At 37.4% G+C, this 17,953-nt stretch carries 16 protein-coding genes; 7 read left to right on the top strand and 9 right to left on the bottom strand.

All coding sequences use genetic code 11. From position 1 onward, the window contains the following. Window positions 1-59: 59 nt before the first annotated feature. Window positions 60-1,682, bottom strand: a complete 1,623-nt coding sequence (locus tag IGI79_RS00075) for an ABC-F family ATP-binding cassette domain-containing protein (protein ID WP_010734549.1) — start codon at window positions 1,680-1,682, stop codon at window positions 60-62. 235 nt (window positions 1,683-1,917) lie between these two features. Between IGI79_RS00075 and IGI79_RS00080 the strand changes: the two genes are divergently transcribed. Beyond that, window positions 1,918-2,439: an HdeD family acid-resistance protein gene (locus tag IGI79_RS00080; RefSeq protein ID WP_019722684.1), complete on the top strand. Its 522-nt coding sequence runs from the start codon at window positions 1,918-1,920 to the stop codon at window positions 2,437-2,439. Window positions 2,440-2,539: 100 nt separating this feature from the next. Here IGI79_RS00080 and spxB read toward each other — a convergent pair whose 3' ends face one another. After that, on the bottom strand, window positions 2,540-4,282 hold the full coding sequence (gene spxB, locus IGI79_RS00085; protein WP_065096709.1) for a pyruvate oxidase: 1,743 nt from the start codon (window positions 4,280-4,282) through the stop codon (window positions 2,540-2,542). Between the two features lie 159 nt (window positions 4,283-4,441). Here spxB and IGI79_RS00090 point away from each other — a divergent pair, with 159 nt between their 5' ends. Further along, complete coding sequence (locus IGI79_RS00090; RefSeq protein WP_195476276.1) at window positions 4,442-5,419, top strand: Gfo/Idh/MocA family protein; 978 nt, start codon at window positions 4,442-4,444, stop codon at window positions 5,417-5,419. A gap of 97 nt (window positions 5,420-5,516) precedes the next feature. Continuing rightward, window positions 5,517-6,335, top strand: coding sequence for a ZIP family metal transporter (locus IGI79_RS00095; RefSeq protein ID WP_019722681.1), 819 nt, complete (start codon window positions 5,517-5,519; stop codon window positions 6,333-6,335). A gap of 80 nt (window positions 6,336-6,415) precedes the next feature. Here the strand turns inward: IGI79_RS00095 and IGI79_RS00100 are convergent, their stop codons facing one another. Continuing rightward, window positions 6,416-6,613, bottom strand: coding sequence for a hypothetical protein (locus tag IGI79_RS00100; protein ID WP_065096712.1), 198 nt, complete (start codon window positions 6,611-6,613; stop codon window positions 6,416-6,418). A gap of 194 nt (window positions 6,614-6,807) precedes the next feature. Between IGI79_RS00100 and IGI79_RS00105 the strand changes: the two genes are divergently transcribed. Further along, on the top strand, window positions 6,808-7,386 hold the full coding sequence (locus IGI79_RS00105) for a TMEM175 family protein (RefSeq protein ID WP_071867646.1): 579 nt from the start codon (window positions 6,808-6,810) through the stop codon (window positions 7,384-7,386). Window positions 7,387-8,023: 637 nt separating this feature from the next. Here the strand turns inward: IGI79_RS00105 and IGI79_RS00110 are convergent. Then, the gene (locus tag IGI79_RS00110; RefSeq protein WP_071867645.1) at window positions 8,024-8,473 is read right to left on the bottom strand and encodes a hypothetical protein; all 450 of its coding nucleotides are present in this window, start codon (window positions 8,471-8,473) and stop codon (window positions 8,024-8,026) included. A 471-nt stretch (window positions 8,474-8,944) separates the two neighbouring features. Here IGI79_RS00110 and IGI79_RS00115 point away from each other — a divergent pair, with 471 nt between their 5' ends. Further along, window positions 8,945-9,973 carry an FUSC family protein gene (locus IGI79_RS00115; RefSeq protein ID WP_071867644.1) on the top strand — a complete coding sequence of 343 codons (1,029 nt, stop codon included), beginning with the start codon at window positions 8,945-8,947 and terminating at the stop codon, window positions 9,971-9,973. A 56-nt stretch (window positions 9,974-10,029) separates the two neighbouring features. On the opposite strand, the gene IGI79_RS00120 is transcribed toward IGI79_RS00115, so the two are convergent. The 4 genes from IGI79_RS00120 to IGI79_RS00135 form a co-directional block, all read right to left on the bottom strand. Beyond that, entirely contained in the window at window positions 10,030-11,469 is a 1,440-nt protein-coding gene (locus IGI79_RS00120; RefSeq protein ID WP_195476278.1) for a 6-phospho-beta-glucosidase, read from the bottom strand. Window positions 11,470-11,502: 33 nt separating this feature from the next. Next, window positions 11,503-12,813 (bottom strand): PTS sugar transporter subunit IIC, encoded by a 1,311-nt coding sequence (locus tag IGI79_RS00125; RefSeq protein WP_019722676.1) that lies wholly within the window; start codon window positions 12,811-12,813, stop codon window positions 11,503-11,505. A gap of 145 nt (window positions 12,814-12,958) precedes the next feature. After that, the gene (locus IGI79_RS00130) at window positions 12,959-13,705 is read right to left on the bottom strand and encodes a MurR/RpiR family transcriptional regulator (protein ID WP_195476282.1); all 747 of its coding nucleotides are present in this window, start codon (window positions 13,703-13,705) and stop codon (window positions 12,959-12,961) included. Between the two features lie 87 nt (window positions 13,706-13,792). Continuing rightward, window positions 13,793-14,110, bottom strand: a complete 318-nt coding sequence (locus tag IGI79_RS00135; protein WP_104775953.1) for a MazG nucleotide pyrophosphohydrolase domain-containing protein — start codon at window positions 14,108-14,110, stop codon at window positions 13,793-13,795. A gap of 68 nt (window positions 14,111-14,178) precedes the next feature. Here IGI79_RS00135 and IGI79_RS00140 point away from each other — a divergent pair, with 68 nt between their 5' ends. Both IGI79_RS00140 and IGI79_RS00145 read left to right on the top strand, forming a co-directional pair. Next, window positions 14,179-14,742, top strand: a complete 564-nt coding sequence (locus IGI79_RS00140) for a TIGR00730 family Rossman fold protein (RefSeq protein WP_065096716.1) — start codon at window positions 14,179-14,181, stop codon at window positions 14,740-14,742. Between the two features lie 448 nt (window positions 14,743-15,190). Continuing rightward, on the top strand, window positions 15,191-16,018 hold the full coding sequence (locus IGI79_RS00145) for a class I SAM-dependent methyltransferase (protein ID WP_019722667.1): 828 nt from the start codon (window positions 15,191-15,193) through the stop codon (window positions 16,016-16,018). A gap of 121 nt (window positions 16,019-16,139) precedes the next feature. On the opposite strand, the gene IGI79_RS00150 is transcribed toward IGI79_RS00145, so the two are convergent. Further along, window positions 16,140-17,735, bottom strand: coding sequence for an ATP-binding cassette domain-containing protein (locus tag IGI79_RS00150; RefSeq protein ID WP_065096717.1), 1,596 nt, complete (start codon window positions 17,733-17,735; stop codon window positions 16,140-16,142). Window positions 17,736-17,953 lie beyond the last annotated feature (218 nt).

Genomic DNA, 17,953 nt, shown 5'->3' on the forward strand with positions numbered 1-17,953 from the left:
CTGTACAACGTAATACTACTCACGTTGTACAGCTGTTTTTATAGTTATTTTTGGAATATTTAGTTCCACAATTGTTCTAATTGTTTTTGGATGTCTTTGTTCTCTAAGAATTCATCATATGTCGTATCTGCACGATCGATCACGCCTTTATCAGAAACAGCAATGATACGATTTGCTAACGTTTGGATGAATTGGTGGTCATGAGAAGCAAATAGGATCGAACCTGAAAATGCCATCAAACCATCATTCAATGCAGTAATTGATTCTAAATCTAAATGATTCGTTGGGTCGTCTAAGACAAGGACGTTTGCTTTTGAAAGCATCAATTTAGAAAGCATGCAACGCACTTTTTCGCCCCCAGAAAGAACATTCACGGGTTTTAGTACTTCCTCACCAGAAAACAACATACGACCTAAGAAGCTACGTAAGAACGTATTGTCGTCTTCTTCTTTACTTGCATATTGACGTAACCAATCAAGAATCGTTAAGTCCGTATCGAATTCCTTCGTTGTATCCTTTGGCAGATAAGCATTGCTTGTTGTTACACCCCAACGGACAGTACCGGTATCAGGTGTTAGATCACCCATGATGACTTTAAATAGCGTTGTAGTTGTTATATCGTTTTCGGCAACGAATGCTACCTTGTCTTCTTTGTTTAATGTAAATGATATATCATCTAGAATCTTTTTACCATCTATTGTCACACTAACGTTTTCTACTTGTAGTAAGTCATTTCCAATTTCACGCTCTGGTTTGAATCCAACGAAAGGATAGCGACGTGAAGAAGGTTGGATATCATCCAATGTGATTTTTTCTAACATTTTTTTACGGGATGTTGCTTGTTTTGATTTTGACGCATTTGCACTGAAACGTGCGATAAAGTCTTGTAATTCTTTGATTTGTTCTTCTTTTTTCGCATTGGCGTTTGCTTGTAACTTAGTTGCTAATTGGCTTGATTCTAACCAGAAATCGTAGTTTCCTACATAAAGCTTGATTTTTCCAAAGTCTAAATCTGCCATATGGGTACATACTTTATTCAAGAAGTGACGGTCATGGGAAACAACGATCACTGTATTCTCAAATTCGATCAAAAATTCTTCTAACCAGTTGATCGATTGGATATCTAGTCCGTTTGTCGGCTCATCTAAAAGTAAAACATCTGGTTTACCGAATAGCGTTTGTGCAAGCAACACTTTCACTTTTTGGCCACCAGTCAGTTCGCTCATCAATTGATGATGCAACTCTTCAGGGATATTCAATCCTTGAAGTAAAACCGCTGCTTCTGGCTCTGCTTCCCATCCGTTTAATTCTGCAAATTCGCCTTCTAATTCTGCCGCACGAATCCCATCTTCATCTGTGAAATCTTCTTTCATATAGATGGCATCTTTTTCTTTCATTACTTCATATAAACGTTTATGTCCCATGATTACTGTTTCCATCACAGTATATTCTTCATAGTCATAGTGGTTTTGTTTCAAAACAGCCATACGTTCATCTGGACCTAATGTGACAGAGCCTGTTGAAGGTTGCAAGTCACCTGATAATACTTTAAGGAATGTTGATTTACCTGCGCCATTTGCTCCAATTAAGCCATAACAATTGCCGGGAGTGAATTTTATATTAACATCATCAAATAGTTTGCGATCTGAAAAGTGCAAACTTACATCATTTACAGTAATCAATTTTTTTCCTCACTTTATGTTTATAATATTTGCCAAGTCTTCTAGAATTATATAGGGGAATGTTGAAAGTTTCAAGGAAATCAGTAATTCTTTACGTTTCACGTGAAACAATCAGAGGAAGAAAAGCGATAAACCGTTTTTTTACAACTAAAGCATTTTCATAAATGCTAAATTTTTGAAGTTATTTAAATGGGGGCGTAAGATAGAAATAGATTAGAAGAAAGTAGGGATTAAAATGAAAGAAAGTAGAAAAATTGATTGGGGTTCACTTGTTTTGGGGATACTATTTGTTTTAGTTTCCTTGATTTCTTTTCGCGATCCAGTAGGTAACTTAGTTGCTATCGTTATTGTATTTGCTATTTTTGCGATCCTAAAAGGATTATTTGAGTTATTTCTACGTAGTCGAGTAAAAGAACTGACAGGATATAAAGGGAAGATGCCGATAGTGATTGGGATCATTGATTTATTGATTGGGATCTTTTTCATTTTCAATATTGGTGCTGGGGTAGTTGCACTACCATTTGTCTTCGCTGTTTGGTTTATTATTGATTCTGTTTTGGCTTTATTTACTGCTGATTTATTCAGAGGAATAAGTGAAGGTCATTACTGGTTTACAGTGGTCATCAATGTATTGGGTATCTTACTAGGTATTATTTTATTATTCAATCCTTTATCCTCTGCGTTGACGCTAAGTTTTTTAGTTGGTTTTTACTTTATGGTGGTTGGGATCAATCAGATTGTTTATGCGTTTAGATGATTAGTAATAAAATAAGTGTATGAAATTTGAAAAAGATCCACCTCAAATCCTATCAATTTGAGGTGGATCTTTTCTCACTAAGTTGTGGTTTACTGGACTTTTATAACTGTTTAGAAAGGTGTTGCGTATATATTTCATGAAGCACCGGCATATCATGTACTTCGTATTTTTCTTTGAAGCGCTCAATTTCTTCTTCGCTATACTTTCTTGGGTCTAAGTGTAAGTCTTCGACAGGTAAGGGCCGTTTGTTGGGGATCTTAACGTCGATCACGACTGGTCGATCAGATTTCGCCGCAGCATTGAAGGCAGGGCGTAATTGTTCGTAGTGTGTGATCGTGAAGCCATCGGCACCTAAGGCTTCGCAGGCTTTCCCAAAATCAGCTTGTTCAAGGGAAACACCAAATTTTTGTTGTTCAGTATCTTCTTGTTCTGCTTCGATAAATCCGAATGAATCATTTGAGAAAACGACATTGATGATTGGCAACTGATAGCTGACTTGAGTCAAGATATCTTGCATCACCATGGCAAAACCGCCGTCTCCGCTCAAAGTAAAGACTTGTCTCTCCGGAAAGCTTAATTTAGCAGCGATTCCGCCGGGTATACCATTTCCCATCGTCGCAAACCAACCCGAAGTAGTGTGTAACTGCTCACCAGTCATGTTCAGTAAACGAATCGAATGAATGGTCGTATTTCCAACATCTGTCACAAAAATAGCATCACGTTCGGCAATTCGGTTGATTTCTTTATAGACCGCTTCTGGTCGAATCGATTGCTCCGTGGGTTCTTCAAAGGACGTTAACCAACGCCGCCAATTGCGAAGATTTTCTTGATTGGCTAGATACCAAGCATTTTCTGTGCGTTCGTTCCCCAATTGAATCAGTTTTTCTAACGTTGTTTTACCATCACCTAAAATAGCTAAATCGGTATGATGACGGCGGCCGAATTTGGCGGCATCAATATCGACTTGGATAAAAGCAGCTTCTGGATTGAAAAAGGTTCGCCCAAAAGGAAAGTCACTTCCTACAAATAAAATCAAATCGGCTTCTGCTAACGCTTCATTCGCAGGTTTTGTCGCTACCCGACCTGCAAATCCAAGAAAATTTTTGTCTTCATCTGGCACGATTCCTTTTGCTAAAACAGAGGCAACCACGGGCATTTTGAAATATTCGGTAAATTTCTTGATCTGATCATAGCCATGACGAACACCTTGACCGATGAACAAGACAGGTTTTTGAGCTTGTTCGAGATAAGGAAGGGCTGCTTTCACGTCTTCAATCTCAGGGAGGATCACCCCTGTTTTGTACGTAGAAGCATTAGAAACATCCTGCCACTCGATTTCTTCAAAACCAAAATCAACTGGGATCGTCACAACAGCGACTCCTTGATGTGCATAAGCTGCCTTGATCGCTTCATCAACGACATAAGGTAAACTTTCAGGTGTCATGACTGTCCGATTATAAACACTAACATCAGCGAAAATTGGATTTTCATTTAATTCTTGAAAGGCAGTATAATTCATAGAAGTCGAAGCCACTTGCCCTAAAAGGGCGACAACTGGGACGTGATCCATTTGAGCATCGTAAAGTCCGTTGATCAAATGAGTGGCTCCAGGACCAGCTGAGCCAAAGACAGCTCCGACTTTTCCTGTTAATTTTGCATCCGCTGCGGCAGCTAACGCGCCTACTTCTTCATGACGTACTTGGATATAATCGATTTGGTCTTTTTCATGGTACAACGCATCCATAATGGAATTGAACGAACCACCCGGAATCCCATAAATATGATCAACTCCCCAGCTTTCAAGCACTTTTACCATGGCAATACCGGCATTTATCGTTGACAATTTGATCCACTCCCTAAAAAAACAAATTATATTTATTGTCTAAAGTATAAATCTTCCTTATCAAAAGCCCAACTAAAGCGACTTTCAACCAAGTAGCGTGAAGTGCCAGTCATGTATGAAACTATGTTATAGTGGATTCAAAATGTTAGGAGGAAGAGTATGCTGAAAATCGGTATTATGAGCGGTGCTTCGATCGTGCCACGTGTTGTGGAGGGGATCAAAGAAAGTGGCGTGGCACAAGCTGTAGCGATTGCGACACGTCGCTTAGAAAAGGCGCAACAGTTAGCCACAGAGTTAGGCATTCCAAAAGCGTATGGCAGTTACGAAGCGTTACTTTCTGACAACGAGATAGAACTGATTTATATTCCATTGATCAATCACTTGCATTTTTCAGCCGCGAAAGCCGCGATCCAAGCAAAGAAACATGTGCTTTTAGAGAAGCCTTTTACGCTACATTCGGAGCAAGCACAAGCACTCTATGCCTTGGCTAAGGAGCACAAGGTTTTTCTCATGGAAGCACAAAAAGCCCTATTTCTACCTGCGATCGAAGACGTAAAAAAAACCATTGGATCAGGAAAAATCGGTCAAGTAAAATTAGTCGATATTCGTGATGCTCGACCGGGTTCTGAAAAAATCCCTTGGTTTTGGAAGATGGAACAAGGAGGTGGCGTATTGATTTCCAACGCCTCTTACCCATTAAGTGTCAGTCAATATTTATTTGGTACAGGATTTGATGAATATAACGGCTTATGTGTAGAACATGGAGAAGGTCTGACGGATGAAGAGTGTATGGTCAACCTGAAGAAGAAAGACCTTTTCATCAGTTTATTCCTTACGACAAAAATGGATTTTACTAGTACGTATACCATCGTTGGAGAAAAAGGCACGATTATCATCCCTAACTATTGGAAAACAGACCATTATACGATCCAGATGAACAACGGAGAAGTGTTAACAAAAGATTTTCCAATGGATAGTGAATTTGTCTTTGAGATCCGTCATGTCGCCGATTTACTTTCCTCAGGTAAGAAGCAAGATACGGTGGTCGATCCAAACATGACGATTACAAATGTTCAAGTCGTTGATGATCTTTACCATAAGTGGTTTGGGAATGATTGGAAAAACGTGAGGGGATAACCGCTTAGAATAAAGGATCATCAGATTAATAGTAGAATAGTAGTCACATTTTTGGCAATATGCTAGAGTAAGAATAAAAAGGTGAAAGGGGAATTGTATGGTTGATTGGTTACTGAAGCTAGAACCTTGGCAGCAAGCGTTGACGGGTACGGCGTTTACTTATTTTATGACTGCGCTTGGGGCTGGCTTAGTTTTTTTCTTTAAAGAAATCAAAAAAGATGTACTCAATTTGATGTTAGGTTTCGCTTCGGGTGTGATGATCGCCGCCAGTTTTTGGTCTTTATTAGATCCGGCAATCACAAAAGCAGAAGAAAATGGTGATATTGCTTGGCTTGTGGTGAGTATTGGTTTTGGGCTAGGGGGATTATTTTTATACATTGCCGACAAAACCTTACCACACATGCATTTTGGTCCAGCACACGAAAAAGAAGGCTTACCAACACATTTAAAACGCACGATTTTGCTTGTCTTTTCCATTACCTTGCATAATATTCCAGAAGGTTTAGCAGTAGGTGTTGCATTTGGTGCAGCGGCAACTGCAGATAATCCAACGACTGCGGTGCTAGCAGCGATCTCTGTGGCGTTAGGGATTGGTATTCAAAACTTTCCAGAAGGTGCGGCTGTTTCGATTCCTCTCCGACAAGAAGGATTAAGTCGAACAAAAGCCTTTGTCTATGGTCAAGCTTCAGGAGTGGTTGAACCGATTGCTGGAGTCATCGGGGCAATCTTAGTGACAAAAGTTGCAGTCTTACTGCCTTATGCCTTAGCTTTTGCTGCGGGTGCAATGATTTACGTCGTCGTGGAAGAATTGATTCCTGAAGCGCAACAAACACTTTCAAGTAAACGACACTATGCAGTTTTTGGTGTTATGACTGGTTTTATTATCATGATGATCTTAGATGTAGCATTAGGATAAATGATATATCATTTAAAAGAAGTAAAAAAAAGAGGCAGAAATTTTCTGCCTCTTTTTGTTTTTCATTTAGGAAAATAGTATTAGTAGTATTTTCTTTGTTGCGTGGTGCGAGTGATCCAACGGACTAACCAAATCGCAATGGCTGCTGGAATCAACAATTTAATACCTAACCATAATAAACCACTGATCACGCCAACGAATAGATTGAGGACAAAGCTAGCTACGACGAAACCTACCACTAATAGAATGATTGTTTGAAACGTATTTCTTTTTTGCATGATGATCGCCTCTTTTCTCGTTTGATAAACTTCTCAATAGAAGTTACGCTTGCTGTTTTCTATATAGTAAGTATAGCAAGGATTGATTGACTTAACCTCCACCCAGAGCCCGATTTCTACTTGCTACTTTGGTGTGAAAAGGTTGCTTTTTTGCCCTTATTACGAATAAAATGAAGCGAAAGGAGAGGAAAGTCATGCCGAAAAATCGACTAGAAGCCTTTACAGACGCTGTGATCGCTATTATTATGACGATTTTAGTGTTGGAGCTACATGAACCACACTCAGATACCTTGGAAGCGCTAGTTGCACTTGCGCCACGTTTTCTTATTTATATCATTAGTTTCTTTACCCTAGGCATTTATTGGAATAACCACCATCATTTGTTTCAAGCCGTCCACAAAGTGAATGGGCGAGTGCTCTGGGTGAATAGCTTTTTTATTTTTTTCCTGTCGCTGTTTCCTTTCGTTACTTCATGGATCAGCGAATACAGTAACAGTCTTGTCCCTGAAATGACCTATGGTATAGTGATATTAGGAGCGAATCTCACGTATTATTTGTTAGCAAGGACATTAGTTGCCTCAGAAGAAGACGAGAATGCATCTATTAAAGAGTTGTTTGGCAATTATCGTAAATCCTACGTATCTATTGGTTTGAATGTCGTGGGATTGATTTTGGGATATTTGATTGCGCCCATCGCCGTGTTAATAGTCAATGTCTTGATTTTGGTTACTTGGTTGATCCCAAGTCGTAAAATTGAAGCGTACTATCGCTAGATACTTGAATAACATAGTCAATCAAAAGACACAGAATAGTTAGGGAATACTCCTTTCCTGTTCTGTGTTTTTTTGTATGCTCTTGACTCGTTTAACGATTATAAAAAAATTTAACAGAAACATAAGTAAAAAATAAAAAAACAATCGAATTTTTTAGGCACAATGATAGTTAAAGAGGGATGCATATGAGAAGACGAAAAAAATTTTATCCAGCAATCATTACAAGTTTTATTACCGTACTTATTTATGTAGAGCAATCGAGGTGTAATTTGCTCGTTCTCCTGTTGTCAGTTTTACTTACTGCCATCGTTACGCTTAAAGGATAGGCGATACAAAGAAGTAAACAAACCTGAGCTCGATCGGTCACCAAGTTAAAGATGACGGATTTTGTGGACAAATAGAAAGAGCTAACGAGTTATCCACTGTGGATAACTCGTTATTAGATCAAAACTTTAGATAACAATTACTTTTATTTGTTATTGTTATTTTAAATAACATAGATCAAACGATACTAAAGGATGGACAGATATTCGTTGGAACTCAAAAAAAAGCAAACTGAAAGGAAGAGGAATTTCTTCGTTTCAGTTTGCTTTTTTATAGTCTAAATGTAAATTTATATTTACCCCTGCAGGGTATATCAGCGTGTGTTGTAAGGTTCTCCTTCAATGGATACATTGTTTTTGTAGGCAAAGTAGCGATCATTTTTTTTCGCAATGCCAAATGTATCAGAAACATGAATGTTTTGTGGAGAGAATTTTATTGCTGGAATCGAGAACGATTGCTCTTTTGGATCATTCACTCTGATTTCAAACGATAGTTCATTTTCATCTTCTTTTGTTAGTACGATATGGGGTGTATCATTAAAATTGATTTCTGTTACTTCGTAGATGCCTAAAAAATCGACCGAGTCACCAATGCTTTTCAATAATTGATTTTTTGTAGGAACATATTCCATTTTAATTTCGTCTGTTTGGATCATTTCAGCTTTGGAGGTAACATCTCGAACAGGAGAATTCAAAAAATGAATAAAAGAAAATAAACCGACACATGCAAACAAGCTACTGATAATTAAAATAATTTTCTTCATTTTCCTTACTTTTTGTCCTTTCTGTGTTCTCCAACGTATATGTCTGATGTTAAAATCAAAAAAACTTTATGTAACAATAAATTTTAATTTTTTTTTGTTATTAAAAATGATTTCTTTCATAGTATAAATTTAAAATACAAAAAAATAAAGCAGATTTCACAAATTCTTTGACTAGATGAAAAGCTTTTAATTTTAGATAGCTAAAACTATCTATATTATTACAAATAATGGTGGTTATTATTAATTAATTATAATATTTAATTAGTTATTTAATGATTGGTGGGAATTTCTGGCTGTTTAAGCGATGAAAAATGGTGTTATACTAGATAAAGTAAATTCGTTTAAATTTTTCTCTGGAAAACTCTCCTTTTACTTCTAATAGTTGATTTCTTTGATACTTCTTATAAATAGACAAGACATCCTTAAGGCGAAAACGATTTTTATATACATTTCAAAATAAGGAGGTTTTTTATGGTTAAATCTTATTTTACATTTAACAAAATTCAAGAAAATCCATTTCGCATCATGAATCTGATGGTGATGATCTTTCTCGTTTTATGGATCGGTTACATCAATCATAATTTTTTGATTTCAAGTTTCTCTTCTCTAGGTATCTTTACCTTCTTTTACTACCAGAACATTCCGATGAAGCAATTATTAAAGCGCCTATTTTTGATTGGTTGCGGTCTATTACTGGCTTTTACATTAGGGCTATTGTCGACGTATGTCATCTGGCTTGAACCATTTGCTGTTGGAGCAGTTGCTTTTTTCAGTCGATTTATTTTGCGTTTGTTCCATATTTCTAAACCAGGGGGCTTATTCTTTGCGATGTTAGCGGCTATGGGAACGAGTATGTCCGTTCCATTTTCCCATTTGCCGACAGTAGCTTCTTTTTTCTTTATGGGTGTTGTGTTTGCTTTGATTGCTGCATTTCTAACGAAAAAAATGGATTCACGCCCAGAACAGGAAGTGATAAAGGTATCCTTGAAGGAGCGTTTTCACCAAGAACCTTTAGTGATCATTGATTCAATTTTTTACAGCGCTGCATTATTCCTTTCCGTTTATGTTAGCCATGGCTTGAACATGAAAAATCCTTATTGGCTGACACTGTCTTGTGCCTCGATTTTATTGGCTGAGAATTTAGATGCGATGAAACATCGGCAAGTGCAATATTTGATTGGTTCGATGTTAGGGTTGTGTTTATCGGCTGTCTTATCACTGATTCCTTTTTCCCAACTTGAAACGATTTTTTTAATTACGTTTCTTTATGGTATTTCTCAGTTTTTAGTGGCTCGAAATTATGCAGTGGCGAATATTTTCTTGAATCCCATGGCATTGATGCTTTCGACACTGGTCAGGAACACGTACTTGATCTCATTGATCGAGTATCGTTTTATTGGTATCGTCATCGGTAGTTTCATTGGTCTAGGCGTAGCCTGGGTAATGAATATCGGTCTGCAACATTACTTAGCAGTTGTGAAAGAAAAATATGAAACATAACAAAGAAAGGCGGTCACGACAATGAAGTCGGATCGCCTTTCTTTCTTTGTTCGTTACTAAAGCTGTTCACCATTTGTTTCAATCACTTGTTGGTACCAAGCAAAGGAATCTTTTTTCAAACGTTGTAAGGTTCCGTTACCGGTATTATCTTTATCGACATAGATCATGCCATAGCGTTTTTCCATTTCACCACTGCCAAAGCTGACGATATCGATGATTCCCCAAGGTGTATAACCAATTAATGGTACGCCATCTTCAACTACTGCTTTTTTCATTTGTTCGATGTGTTCTCTTAAATAATTGATCCGGTAGTCATCATGGATCTCATTTGAATCAGTTAACTGATCGTAGGCACCAAAACCATTTTCAACGATAAACAGGGGGAGATCATAACGCTGGTACACCGTATTCAATACATAACGCAACCCAACAGGATCAATCGGCCAGCCCCAGTCAGAAGCAGTAATATAAGGATTTTTAACTAGTTTTGCTGAAGGAATATCTTCTGTTTGTCTGCCCTCAACATCGGGAAGAGTTGTGATCGTTCCCGACATATAATAGCTAAAACCGATATAGTCAACAGTTCCTTGACGTAAAATTTGTCGTTCTTTCTCGCTAATATCGATTGTGAGCCCTTTTTGTTCCCAATACTTTTCTGTGTAGGTAGGGATTTCTCCGCGTACATGGACATCACTGTAGAAGAAACGACGTTCATTTGCTTTGACTGAAGCAATCATATCTTCTGGCGCACAGGAGTAGGGATAGATTGGAACGTAAGCCATCATACAACCAATCTGAAAATTGGGATTGATCTTTTTCCCTTCATTGACAGCCCAAGCACTGGCAATCAGTTCGTTGACCCCTGCTTGGAATACTAAGGCCTCTTTCTCTTGGTCATCTTCAATGATCATGGCTGAATTGGTCCAAACATGAACGGGCTCTTGTCCGTCCGCCTGATTATTGATTTCATTGAAGGTCATCCAGTAAGTTACTTTGTCTTTGTAACGGTCAAATACGCACTGAGCAAATTTAACAAATAAAGGAATGACCGCTTTATTGGCAAAGCCACCAAAATCTTCATAAATGGCATAAGGAATCTCAAAATGAGACAACGTGACTACCGGTTCGATCCCGTTTTTTAAGCATTCATCAAAAAGATCATCGTAAAATTTTAATCCTTGTTCATTCGGTGTTTCTTCTTGACCAGTAGGAAAGATCCGACTCCATGAAATGGAAGTGCGTAGACATTTTAAGCCTAGTTCTTTAAATAATTGGATGTCTTCTTTGTAACGATGGTAAAAATCAATGGCTTCATGATTCGGGTAATATTCCCCTTCGACGACTCCTTTAGTGATCTTTCGCGGAATCCCATTTCCGCCAGCAGTCATAACGTCTGCGATACTTGGACCTCGTCCATCCATATTCCAAGCACCTTCTGCTTGATGCGCAGCAATTGCGCCTCCCCATAAAAAATCTTTGGGTAACTCTCTATTCATACAAATTCCTCCTAAGTTTCATTGATTCTCAAGTTATATCTCTGTGCGTTGTGCGCGGTTGGAAGCCATGACAAAAGGTAGGTAGATCAAAACGGAAATCGCTAAACAAAGTACGCCTATTACAATCCCCATGATATTCCCACCAGTTCCTAAAAACAAATTGATGATCCCTGGTGTGGTCCAAGGTAAACCAATCGCTGGTGATGGCATGATTGGCCAGACGACTGTGACGAAGTAACCGACCAGAATATTGACCATCGGTGTTAAAACAAAAGGAATGATCATAATTGGATTTAAGACGATCGGTAGTCCAAAAATCATCGGTTCATTGATCTGGAAAATGCCTGGTACAAAAGATAGTTTGGCGATTTCGCGATATTCAGGTCGACGTGAAGCAATAAAAATCGCAATGATCAAGCCTAAGGTCATACCCGTTCCACCCATGTTTGCAAACATATCATTCAAGATGCCCCAAGTTTCCTTGTAAGGGACATCCCATAGCGAACCACCATCATTGATGAATTGGAGATTGGCTAAGTCTTGCTCGGTAAAAATCGCTGAACGAACAGCATTCAATGTGTTTGGACCATGAATACCAATAGAAAATAGCAGTGTCTGAATAAAAGCTAAGAGTAGGACACCAAACACATTCCCACCTAAGTCACGTAAAGGTGCTTGGATACCGGCATAAATCAACTCGTTGATTCCTTCAGGCGCGATCATCAAGACGAAGAAGTTGATCAAAGCTGACATAGAAACAACGATAATGATTGGGATCATCCCAGAAAAAGAGCGAGAAACAGCTGGTGGAACGAGTTCAGGCATCTTGATTTGTAATTTCTTGACTTTGAATAATTTCGGTAAGAATTCGCCAACCAAGCAAGCGACAATCATCGCAACGAATAAACCTTGAGCACCCAAATATTGCGTCGAGATGACATTCATTTCATCGACTGCAAAAGAAGTAGGGTAAAAGATCATAAAGCAAGCGACACTAGTTAGCCCAACTAAGGTTGCATCAGCTTCGAAATGTTTTGCCAAAAGCTGAGCGACTAAAAAAGCAATAAACAAACTCATGATATTGATTGTGCCATTTGCTACAGAAGCAAGGACTTGTTGTGCACTTTCTAAATTTGGAAAGATACGTGAAAGTTGAAATAATTGCACGATAAAACTGTCTTTTGAAAATAAAATATTATTGACTAGGATGACTAATGAAGAAGAAATCGTCAATGGAAAAATAAGCATGAATGCATCTCGAACGGCTGCAATATGTCGTTGGTTGTTTAACCGTGTTGCAATAGGAACAAGACTTCGATCTAATAAATCATTGAATTTTTGCATAAGAATAACACCTTTCGCTATATGATGGATTCATTATAGCGAAAGGTGTGAAAGAAAAGTAAGCGCATTCTTATTTAGGATAAAAATTTGGAACAATGAAAATTATTTCGTGGTAGGAACATAGTGTTCCAAATTGAGTGGTGAATCATTCATCCTCTAAATAACCGATCAGTGTTTCAAGGATCGCCATGGAAGGTAGCTGACTAGTCAAATCAAGAAAGATGTCTTTCCGTTCTTCTTTAATGGCATAGTCAATTGAGTAATCACACAATTGGGCCAATGGACTTTCTTTATGAGCGGTAATACAATACTTATGCACGCTATCCGCATGAGCTAAACCTGAAATTACTTCGATCAGTTCTTTTGTTTCACCTGAAACACTCAAAAAGACTAACGCATTTTTTTGATCTGGACGCAAAAAGCTACGAATCGGATAAGTCAGTTCATCTAAGCTAATACAAAAGTAACCGATATTCGCTAATTTTCGTGCCACATATTGCGCTAATGCTCCCGAAGCCCCCATGCCCATAAATAGGATAAAATCAGCTTGACGCAATGTTTTTGCCATTTTTTTGATTTGATATTCAATATCGGGATGAAAAATCGTCATGTTCAACTGATTGATTCGTTCTTCTAACATTAATTGCTTGTCATCTGTTTCATAATGGGCTTTTTCCAAATGATTTTTAATATAAAAACGAAATTCCGGAAATGACTCAAAGCCGACTTTTTGGATAAAACGAAAGACAGAGGTTGACGAAACATGCGCATCCGTCGCAATATCTCGTACCCGCATATAAGGTATTTTCTCAAGGTTATTAACGATAAAGCGGTAAATCTCTTGTTCAACGGCAGACAATTTATTTAAGTTAAGACTTTCAAAGATAGCCATGTGTTTACCTCAAGATTCTTTTTCTTTAGAGTATAGCACGATGGAAAGGGTTTTTCTAAAAAAATTGGAAATGGCATTGTGAGAAGACTACATATTGAACCGGTTCTCTAGTTTTTGTTTGTGGTGATGAATGATTTCTTCGAAGGATAGGTCATATTTATCAGCAAGAATCAGAACATTATCTAAGACATCACCCAATTCCTCCATCAGATTTTCCTTGTAAAAATCAATTGTTTGTATAGATTCATCCGGACGATCCCGACCGATTTCGAGACTTCGAACCGCTCTTGAAACTTCGCCAACTTCTTCAGTTAAAAAGCCGATACGGATAAATGGATCGTAGTCGTACCACTTTCTTTTTTTATAAAAATCAACCACCCAGTCGTTGTATTCTTTTATATTCATGTTGAGGTTAACCACCTTTCAATTATATAATAGCATAAGCTGAAAAAAAATTGGAAGGGGTTTCGGAAATGAACATTGCAGTCTATTGCGGAGCAAGTAAAGGGAATTCTCCAGAATTTGAACGAGTAACGAGAAGCTTAGGTGAGTGGATCGGGAAGAATGAGTATCAGTTGGTTTATGGTGGTGGAAATGCTGGTTTGATGGGGATTATTGCTGATTCAGTACTAGGATCTGGAGGGAAAGTGACAGGTATCATGCCTGACTTTTTGGCAAAACGAGAACTAGCAAAAAAAGATGTCACCTCTTTGATGATCGTGTCGTCGATGCACGAACGGAAACAAAAAATGATTGAATTATCAGATGTCTATATTGCGTTACCAGGTGGCCCAGGAACCATCGAAGAAATTACTGAAGTAATCTCTTGGGGGAGGATCGGGCAACATGTCAATCCGTGCGTGTTAATGAATCATAAAGGATTTTTCGATCCTTTAAAGCAGCAGTATCAAGCCATGGTCGATCAAGGCTTTTTAACAAGAGAAGACTTCGATAAAATTTTGTTTGCGGATGCGCTGACAGAGATCCAGCCTTTTGTCGAACAGTATATTCCGCCTAAAATCAGGGAGTATAAATAAAAGCAATTACATGAACGCTCTCCTTTCAAAACGACTAAAATAGTTGACTGCGCCATCCACGAATATTTCTCCCGTTTAGAAAAAATTACTTTGGTGTACCATTATTTTATAGATATGCTTCTTTTACGATCATTTTATATTTACCAGAGAAAAAATTGACAATTACTGGTATGTCCTATAGAATGAAACTATAAATTTAACAGAAGAAGGTGATGAATCCGGCATATCAGATGTTATATAATCAGTAACATGGGTATGACTGGAAGCGAGTAAATAAAATCAATTCAATAGGTAAAAAATTTAGCTGAGACACAGCTTTATTTAGTGTACCTATGTATTTGATTTTATTTTACTCGCATCTTCGCCTTATGCAGGGAAGCCGTAGAGTAAAATCTACGGCTTTTTTCTTTTGTTCAAATTTATAAAAAAAATAAGGAGATGGAAAACAATGATTGAAACACTTTTGAACAAACCAACACTTTATCAACAAACGAAAGGCGCATTTTGGGATGATCGTCACATCTCAAAACAAATGTTACAAGCACATCTTGACCCTGAATTTGAAGGCGCAAGTCGAAAAGCTGGGTTTATTGATGAATCTGTTCGTTGGATCAATACAGTAATCCCGCCGAAAGCCTATCCAACGTTATTAGATATTGGCTGTGGTCCGGGAATCTATGCAGAAAAATTTAGTCGATTAGGGTATGAAGTAACGGGGCTTGATTTTTCTAAGCGTTCGATAGCATATGCCAAAAAATCTGCGGAAGACCAACAGTTACCGATTACGTACCATTATGCAGATTATCTGACAATGGATTTAGATAAACAATACGATAGCATCACAATGATCTATTGTGACTTTGGAGCGTTATCAGCGAGTGATAGAAAAAGATTATTAGGAAATATTTATCAGCATCTAAAACCGACGGGGAAAGTTTTATTGGATGTTTTTTCGATGGCAAGTTATCAATCATTTGAAGAAAAGCGAGTTTGGGATACTTGTCCAGACGGAGGATTCTGGACAGAGGAACCTCATGTAGCATTACAATATAATACAAAATACAACGAACGTGTAACTTTAGAACAAACGACGATTCTTACCGATCATGAAAACAAAAATTATTATCTATGGATGACGTATTTTACAAAAGAAACTCTGCAAAAAGAAATGGAAGCTGCTGGTTTTGTTGTTAGTGGGTTTTACGGGGATGTAAAAGGAAGTCCTTATGATGAGAACTCGCCGACACTAGCAGTAGTGTTAGAAAAGAAAGAATAACAATTTTACTATTAGTCCTAAAGGAAAATATCTAGCGTAGATAAAAGCAGGAATCCACAAAAGTCGTTCATCGGATTTTTGTGGATTCTTACTTGTTTTTTGAAGAGGACGGAGGATAGATCTATACAATCGTTTCTACACGAGAAGAGATTTGAATGAACTTATTGGCAAAATTTTTATTTTCCTTGTCATGAGAGGTGAATAAAATGATTTTATTTTGTCTTACGTTCATGAGTGTGTCAAAGATGGCATCCGCAGAGTCTTTGTCGATACTACTCGTACTTTCATCTAGAATCCATATCCTACTGTCTTGGAGTATCATACGGGCAATGAACACGCGTTGTTTTTCGCCCCCCGACAGGTTTGCGCCATTATCAATGATTAAAGAATCCCAGTCTTTGTTTTTAAAAATCGGAGCAAGAAGTGTTGAATTTCTCAGCGCTTCTTTTTTTTCTTCTGAAATCGGTTGACCAAGAGTGATATTGTATTCAAGTGTATTTGAAAAGAGCAAAGTTGTTTGAGAAAGATAAGTGATTTGTTCTCTGACTTGCTTTCCATTCAACTGATCAAGAGGGAAGTCGTTGATATAGATACCATTACTTGCATAAAAGCTCAAGATGGCTTTTATCAGCGTCGATTTTCCAGAACCTGAAGGGCCTTCGATATAACAAATATCTCCTAAATTCAGTGTTTCAGTCAATGACAAATGGATTCTTTTCGCATTTAATGCCATCGTGATTTGCGGATCGGTAAATTTGATGCTAGTGATTGGATCAATTGGTGTGCCGGATAAATCTTCTTGATGAAGTTCTAAGTTTTCTTGAACAAATTGCTGGTTTGCTACGACCGTTCGATAATCGACGTTGATTTTGGATAAATCAGAAAGTGAAGTGAAGAAAATAGGCATTAGTATACTGACTACCATCATATTATTCAACTGGAGCTGTTGGTTATACACCAAGTAGCTGATCGTTATAAAAATAATATTTTGAGAAAGTTGGTTGATGAATGAGACAGTATAACTAGTGATCTGGGCAAATTTATTTGTTGCTGCCAAACTTGTGTACATTTTTTTGAGTGTTTTTGAAGTTAGTTGTTTGACAGTATCAAAGCTAGGTAACATTTTAAATTGTTCTGGATTACCCAAGAGCAAAATCAAATCTTTTTGAGCATTGGCATTTTCGTCTTGCATCGTTTTGATTCTTTGATTGAGTGTTTTATTAATAAAAAGATAAGAGAAGATGTTAATAGGGATCAAAAGAAGCGTAATCAGGAAAATAGTTGAATCGAGCGTTAAAAATATACCTAACACGATAAGAATAGAGATGGCTGATTTCAGTACTAAAAAGAAGCTGGTCGTCATAAACATATAGGAGGTATCCACAATTCTGAAAATTCGAGTGACTAGATTACCAGATTCTAAATTGATATATTTCTCAAATTTCAAAGTATATATTTTGGCTAACAAATCGGAAATTGAGTTCAAATTGAATTTTTTTGCAAAATTTTCTCGGTAAATGATCAAACAAACCTGAAAAAGATAAGAGAGTGACATGGCACCAATTATTAGGAAGATAATAGGAAAAATAGTGGTTGACTGATAACTATTGATACTATTAAGAATAAAGGGAGCAATCAAGGTGGTTAGTACGGTTACTAAAACTAATAACATAGATATAAATAGATATATGTAGCCTTTCTTTGAAAAAAATTTCATTTTCCATTACACTCCTTAAGTACGTGGTTGACAAATCATTATAAAGAATATTATACTTTTATTAGGAAAAAATGGAAAGGTTATTTTTCTCTTTTTTTCATAAATATATGAGTGTGTAAAGACAGAAAAATTAGGTAGTTACTTAACAGAATTTATGTTGTTTCGTATGCTCATGCTGATTTTTTGATATGGTTTGAAAACGTAAAGGAGGAATAGTA

Origin of the sequence: Enterococcus sp. AZ084, assembly GCF_051714905.1 — a bacterium.
GTDB classification, from domain to species: Bacteria; Bacillota; Bacilli; order Lactobacillales; family Enterococcaceae; genus Enterococcus_B; species Enterococcus_B pernyi.

Excerpts from the sequence above, each read along its gene's own strand:
- IGI79_RS00080 (WP_019722684.1), top strand. The coding sequence starts at position 1,918 with ATGAAAGAAAGTAGAAAAATTGATTGGGGTTCACTTGTTTTGGGGATA.
- IGI79_RS00090 (WP_195476276.1), top strand. The coding sequence starts at position 4,442 with ATGCTGAAAATCGGTATTATGAGCGGTGCTTCGATCGTGCCACGTGTT.
- IGI79_RS00095 (WP_019722681.1), top strand. The coding sequence starts at position 5,517 with ATGGTTGATTGGTTACTGAAGCTAGAACCTTGGCAGCAAGCGTTGACG.
- IGI79_RS00100 (WP_065096712.1), bottom strand. The coding sequence starts at position 6,613 with ATGCAAAAAAGAAATACGTTTCAAACAATCATTCTATTAGTGGTAGGT.
- IGI79_RS00105 (WP_071867646.1), top strand. The coding sequence starts at position 6,808 with ATGCCGAAAAATCGACTAGAAGCCTTTACAGACGCTGTGATCGCTATT.
- IGI79_RS00110 (WP_071867645.1), bottom strand. The coding sequence starts at position 8,473 with ATGAAGAAAATTATTTTAATTATCAGTAGCTTGTTTGCATGTGTCGGT.
- IGI79_RS00115 (WP_071867644.1), top strand. The coding sequence starts at position 8,945 with ATGGTTAAATCTTATTTTACATTTAACAAAATTCAAGAAAATCCATTT.
- IGI79_RS00120 (WP_195476278.1), bottom strand. The coding sequence starts at position 11,469 with ATGAATAGAGAGTTACCCAAAGATTTTTTATGGGGAGGCGCAATTGCT.
- IGI79_RS00125 (WP_019722676.1), bottom strand. The coding sequence starts at position 12,813 with ATGCAAAAATTCAATGATTTATTAGATCGAAGTCTTGTTCCTATTGCA.
- IGI79_RS00130 (WP_195476282.1), bottom strand. The coding sequence starts at position 13,705 with ATGGCTATCTTTGAAAGTCTTAACTTAAATAAATTGTCTGCCGTTGAA.
- IGI79_RS00135 (WP_104775953.1), bottom strand. The coding sequence starts at position 14,110 with ATGAATATAAAAGAATACAACGACTGGGTGGTTGATTTTTATAAAAAA.
- IGI79_RS00140 (WP_065096716.1), top strand. The coding sequence starts at position 14,179 with ATGAACATTGCAGTCTATTGCGGAGCAAGTAAAGGGAATTCTCCAGAA.
- IGI79_RS00145 (WP_019722667.1), top strand. The coding sequence starts at position 15,191 with ATGATTGAAACACTTTTGAACAAACCAACACTTTATCAACAAACGAAA.
- IGI79_RS00150 (WP_065096717.1), bottom strand. The coding sequence starts at position 17,735 with ATGAAATTTTTTTCAAAGAAAGGCTACATATATCTATTTATATCTATG.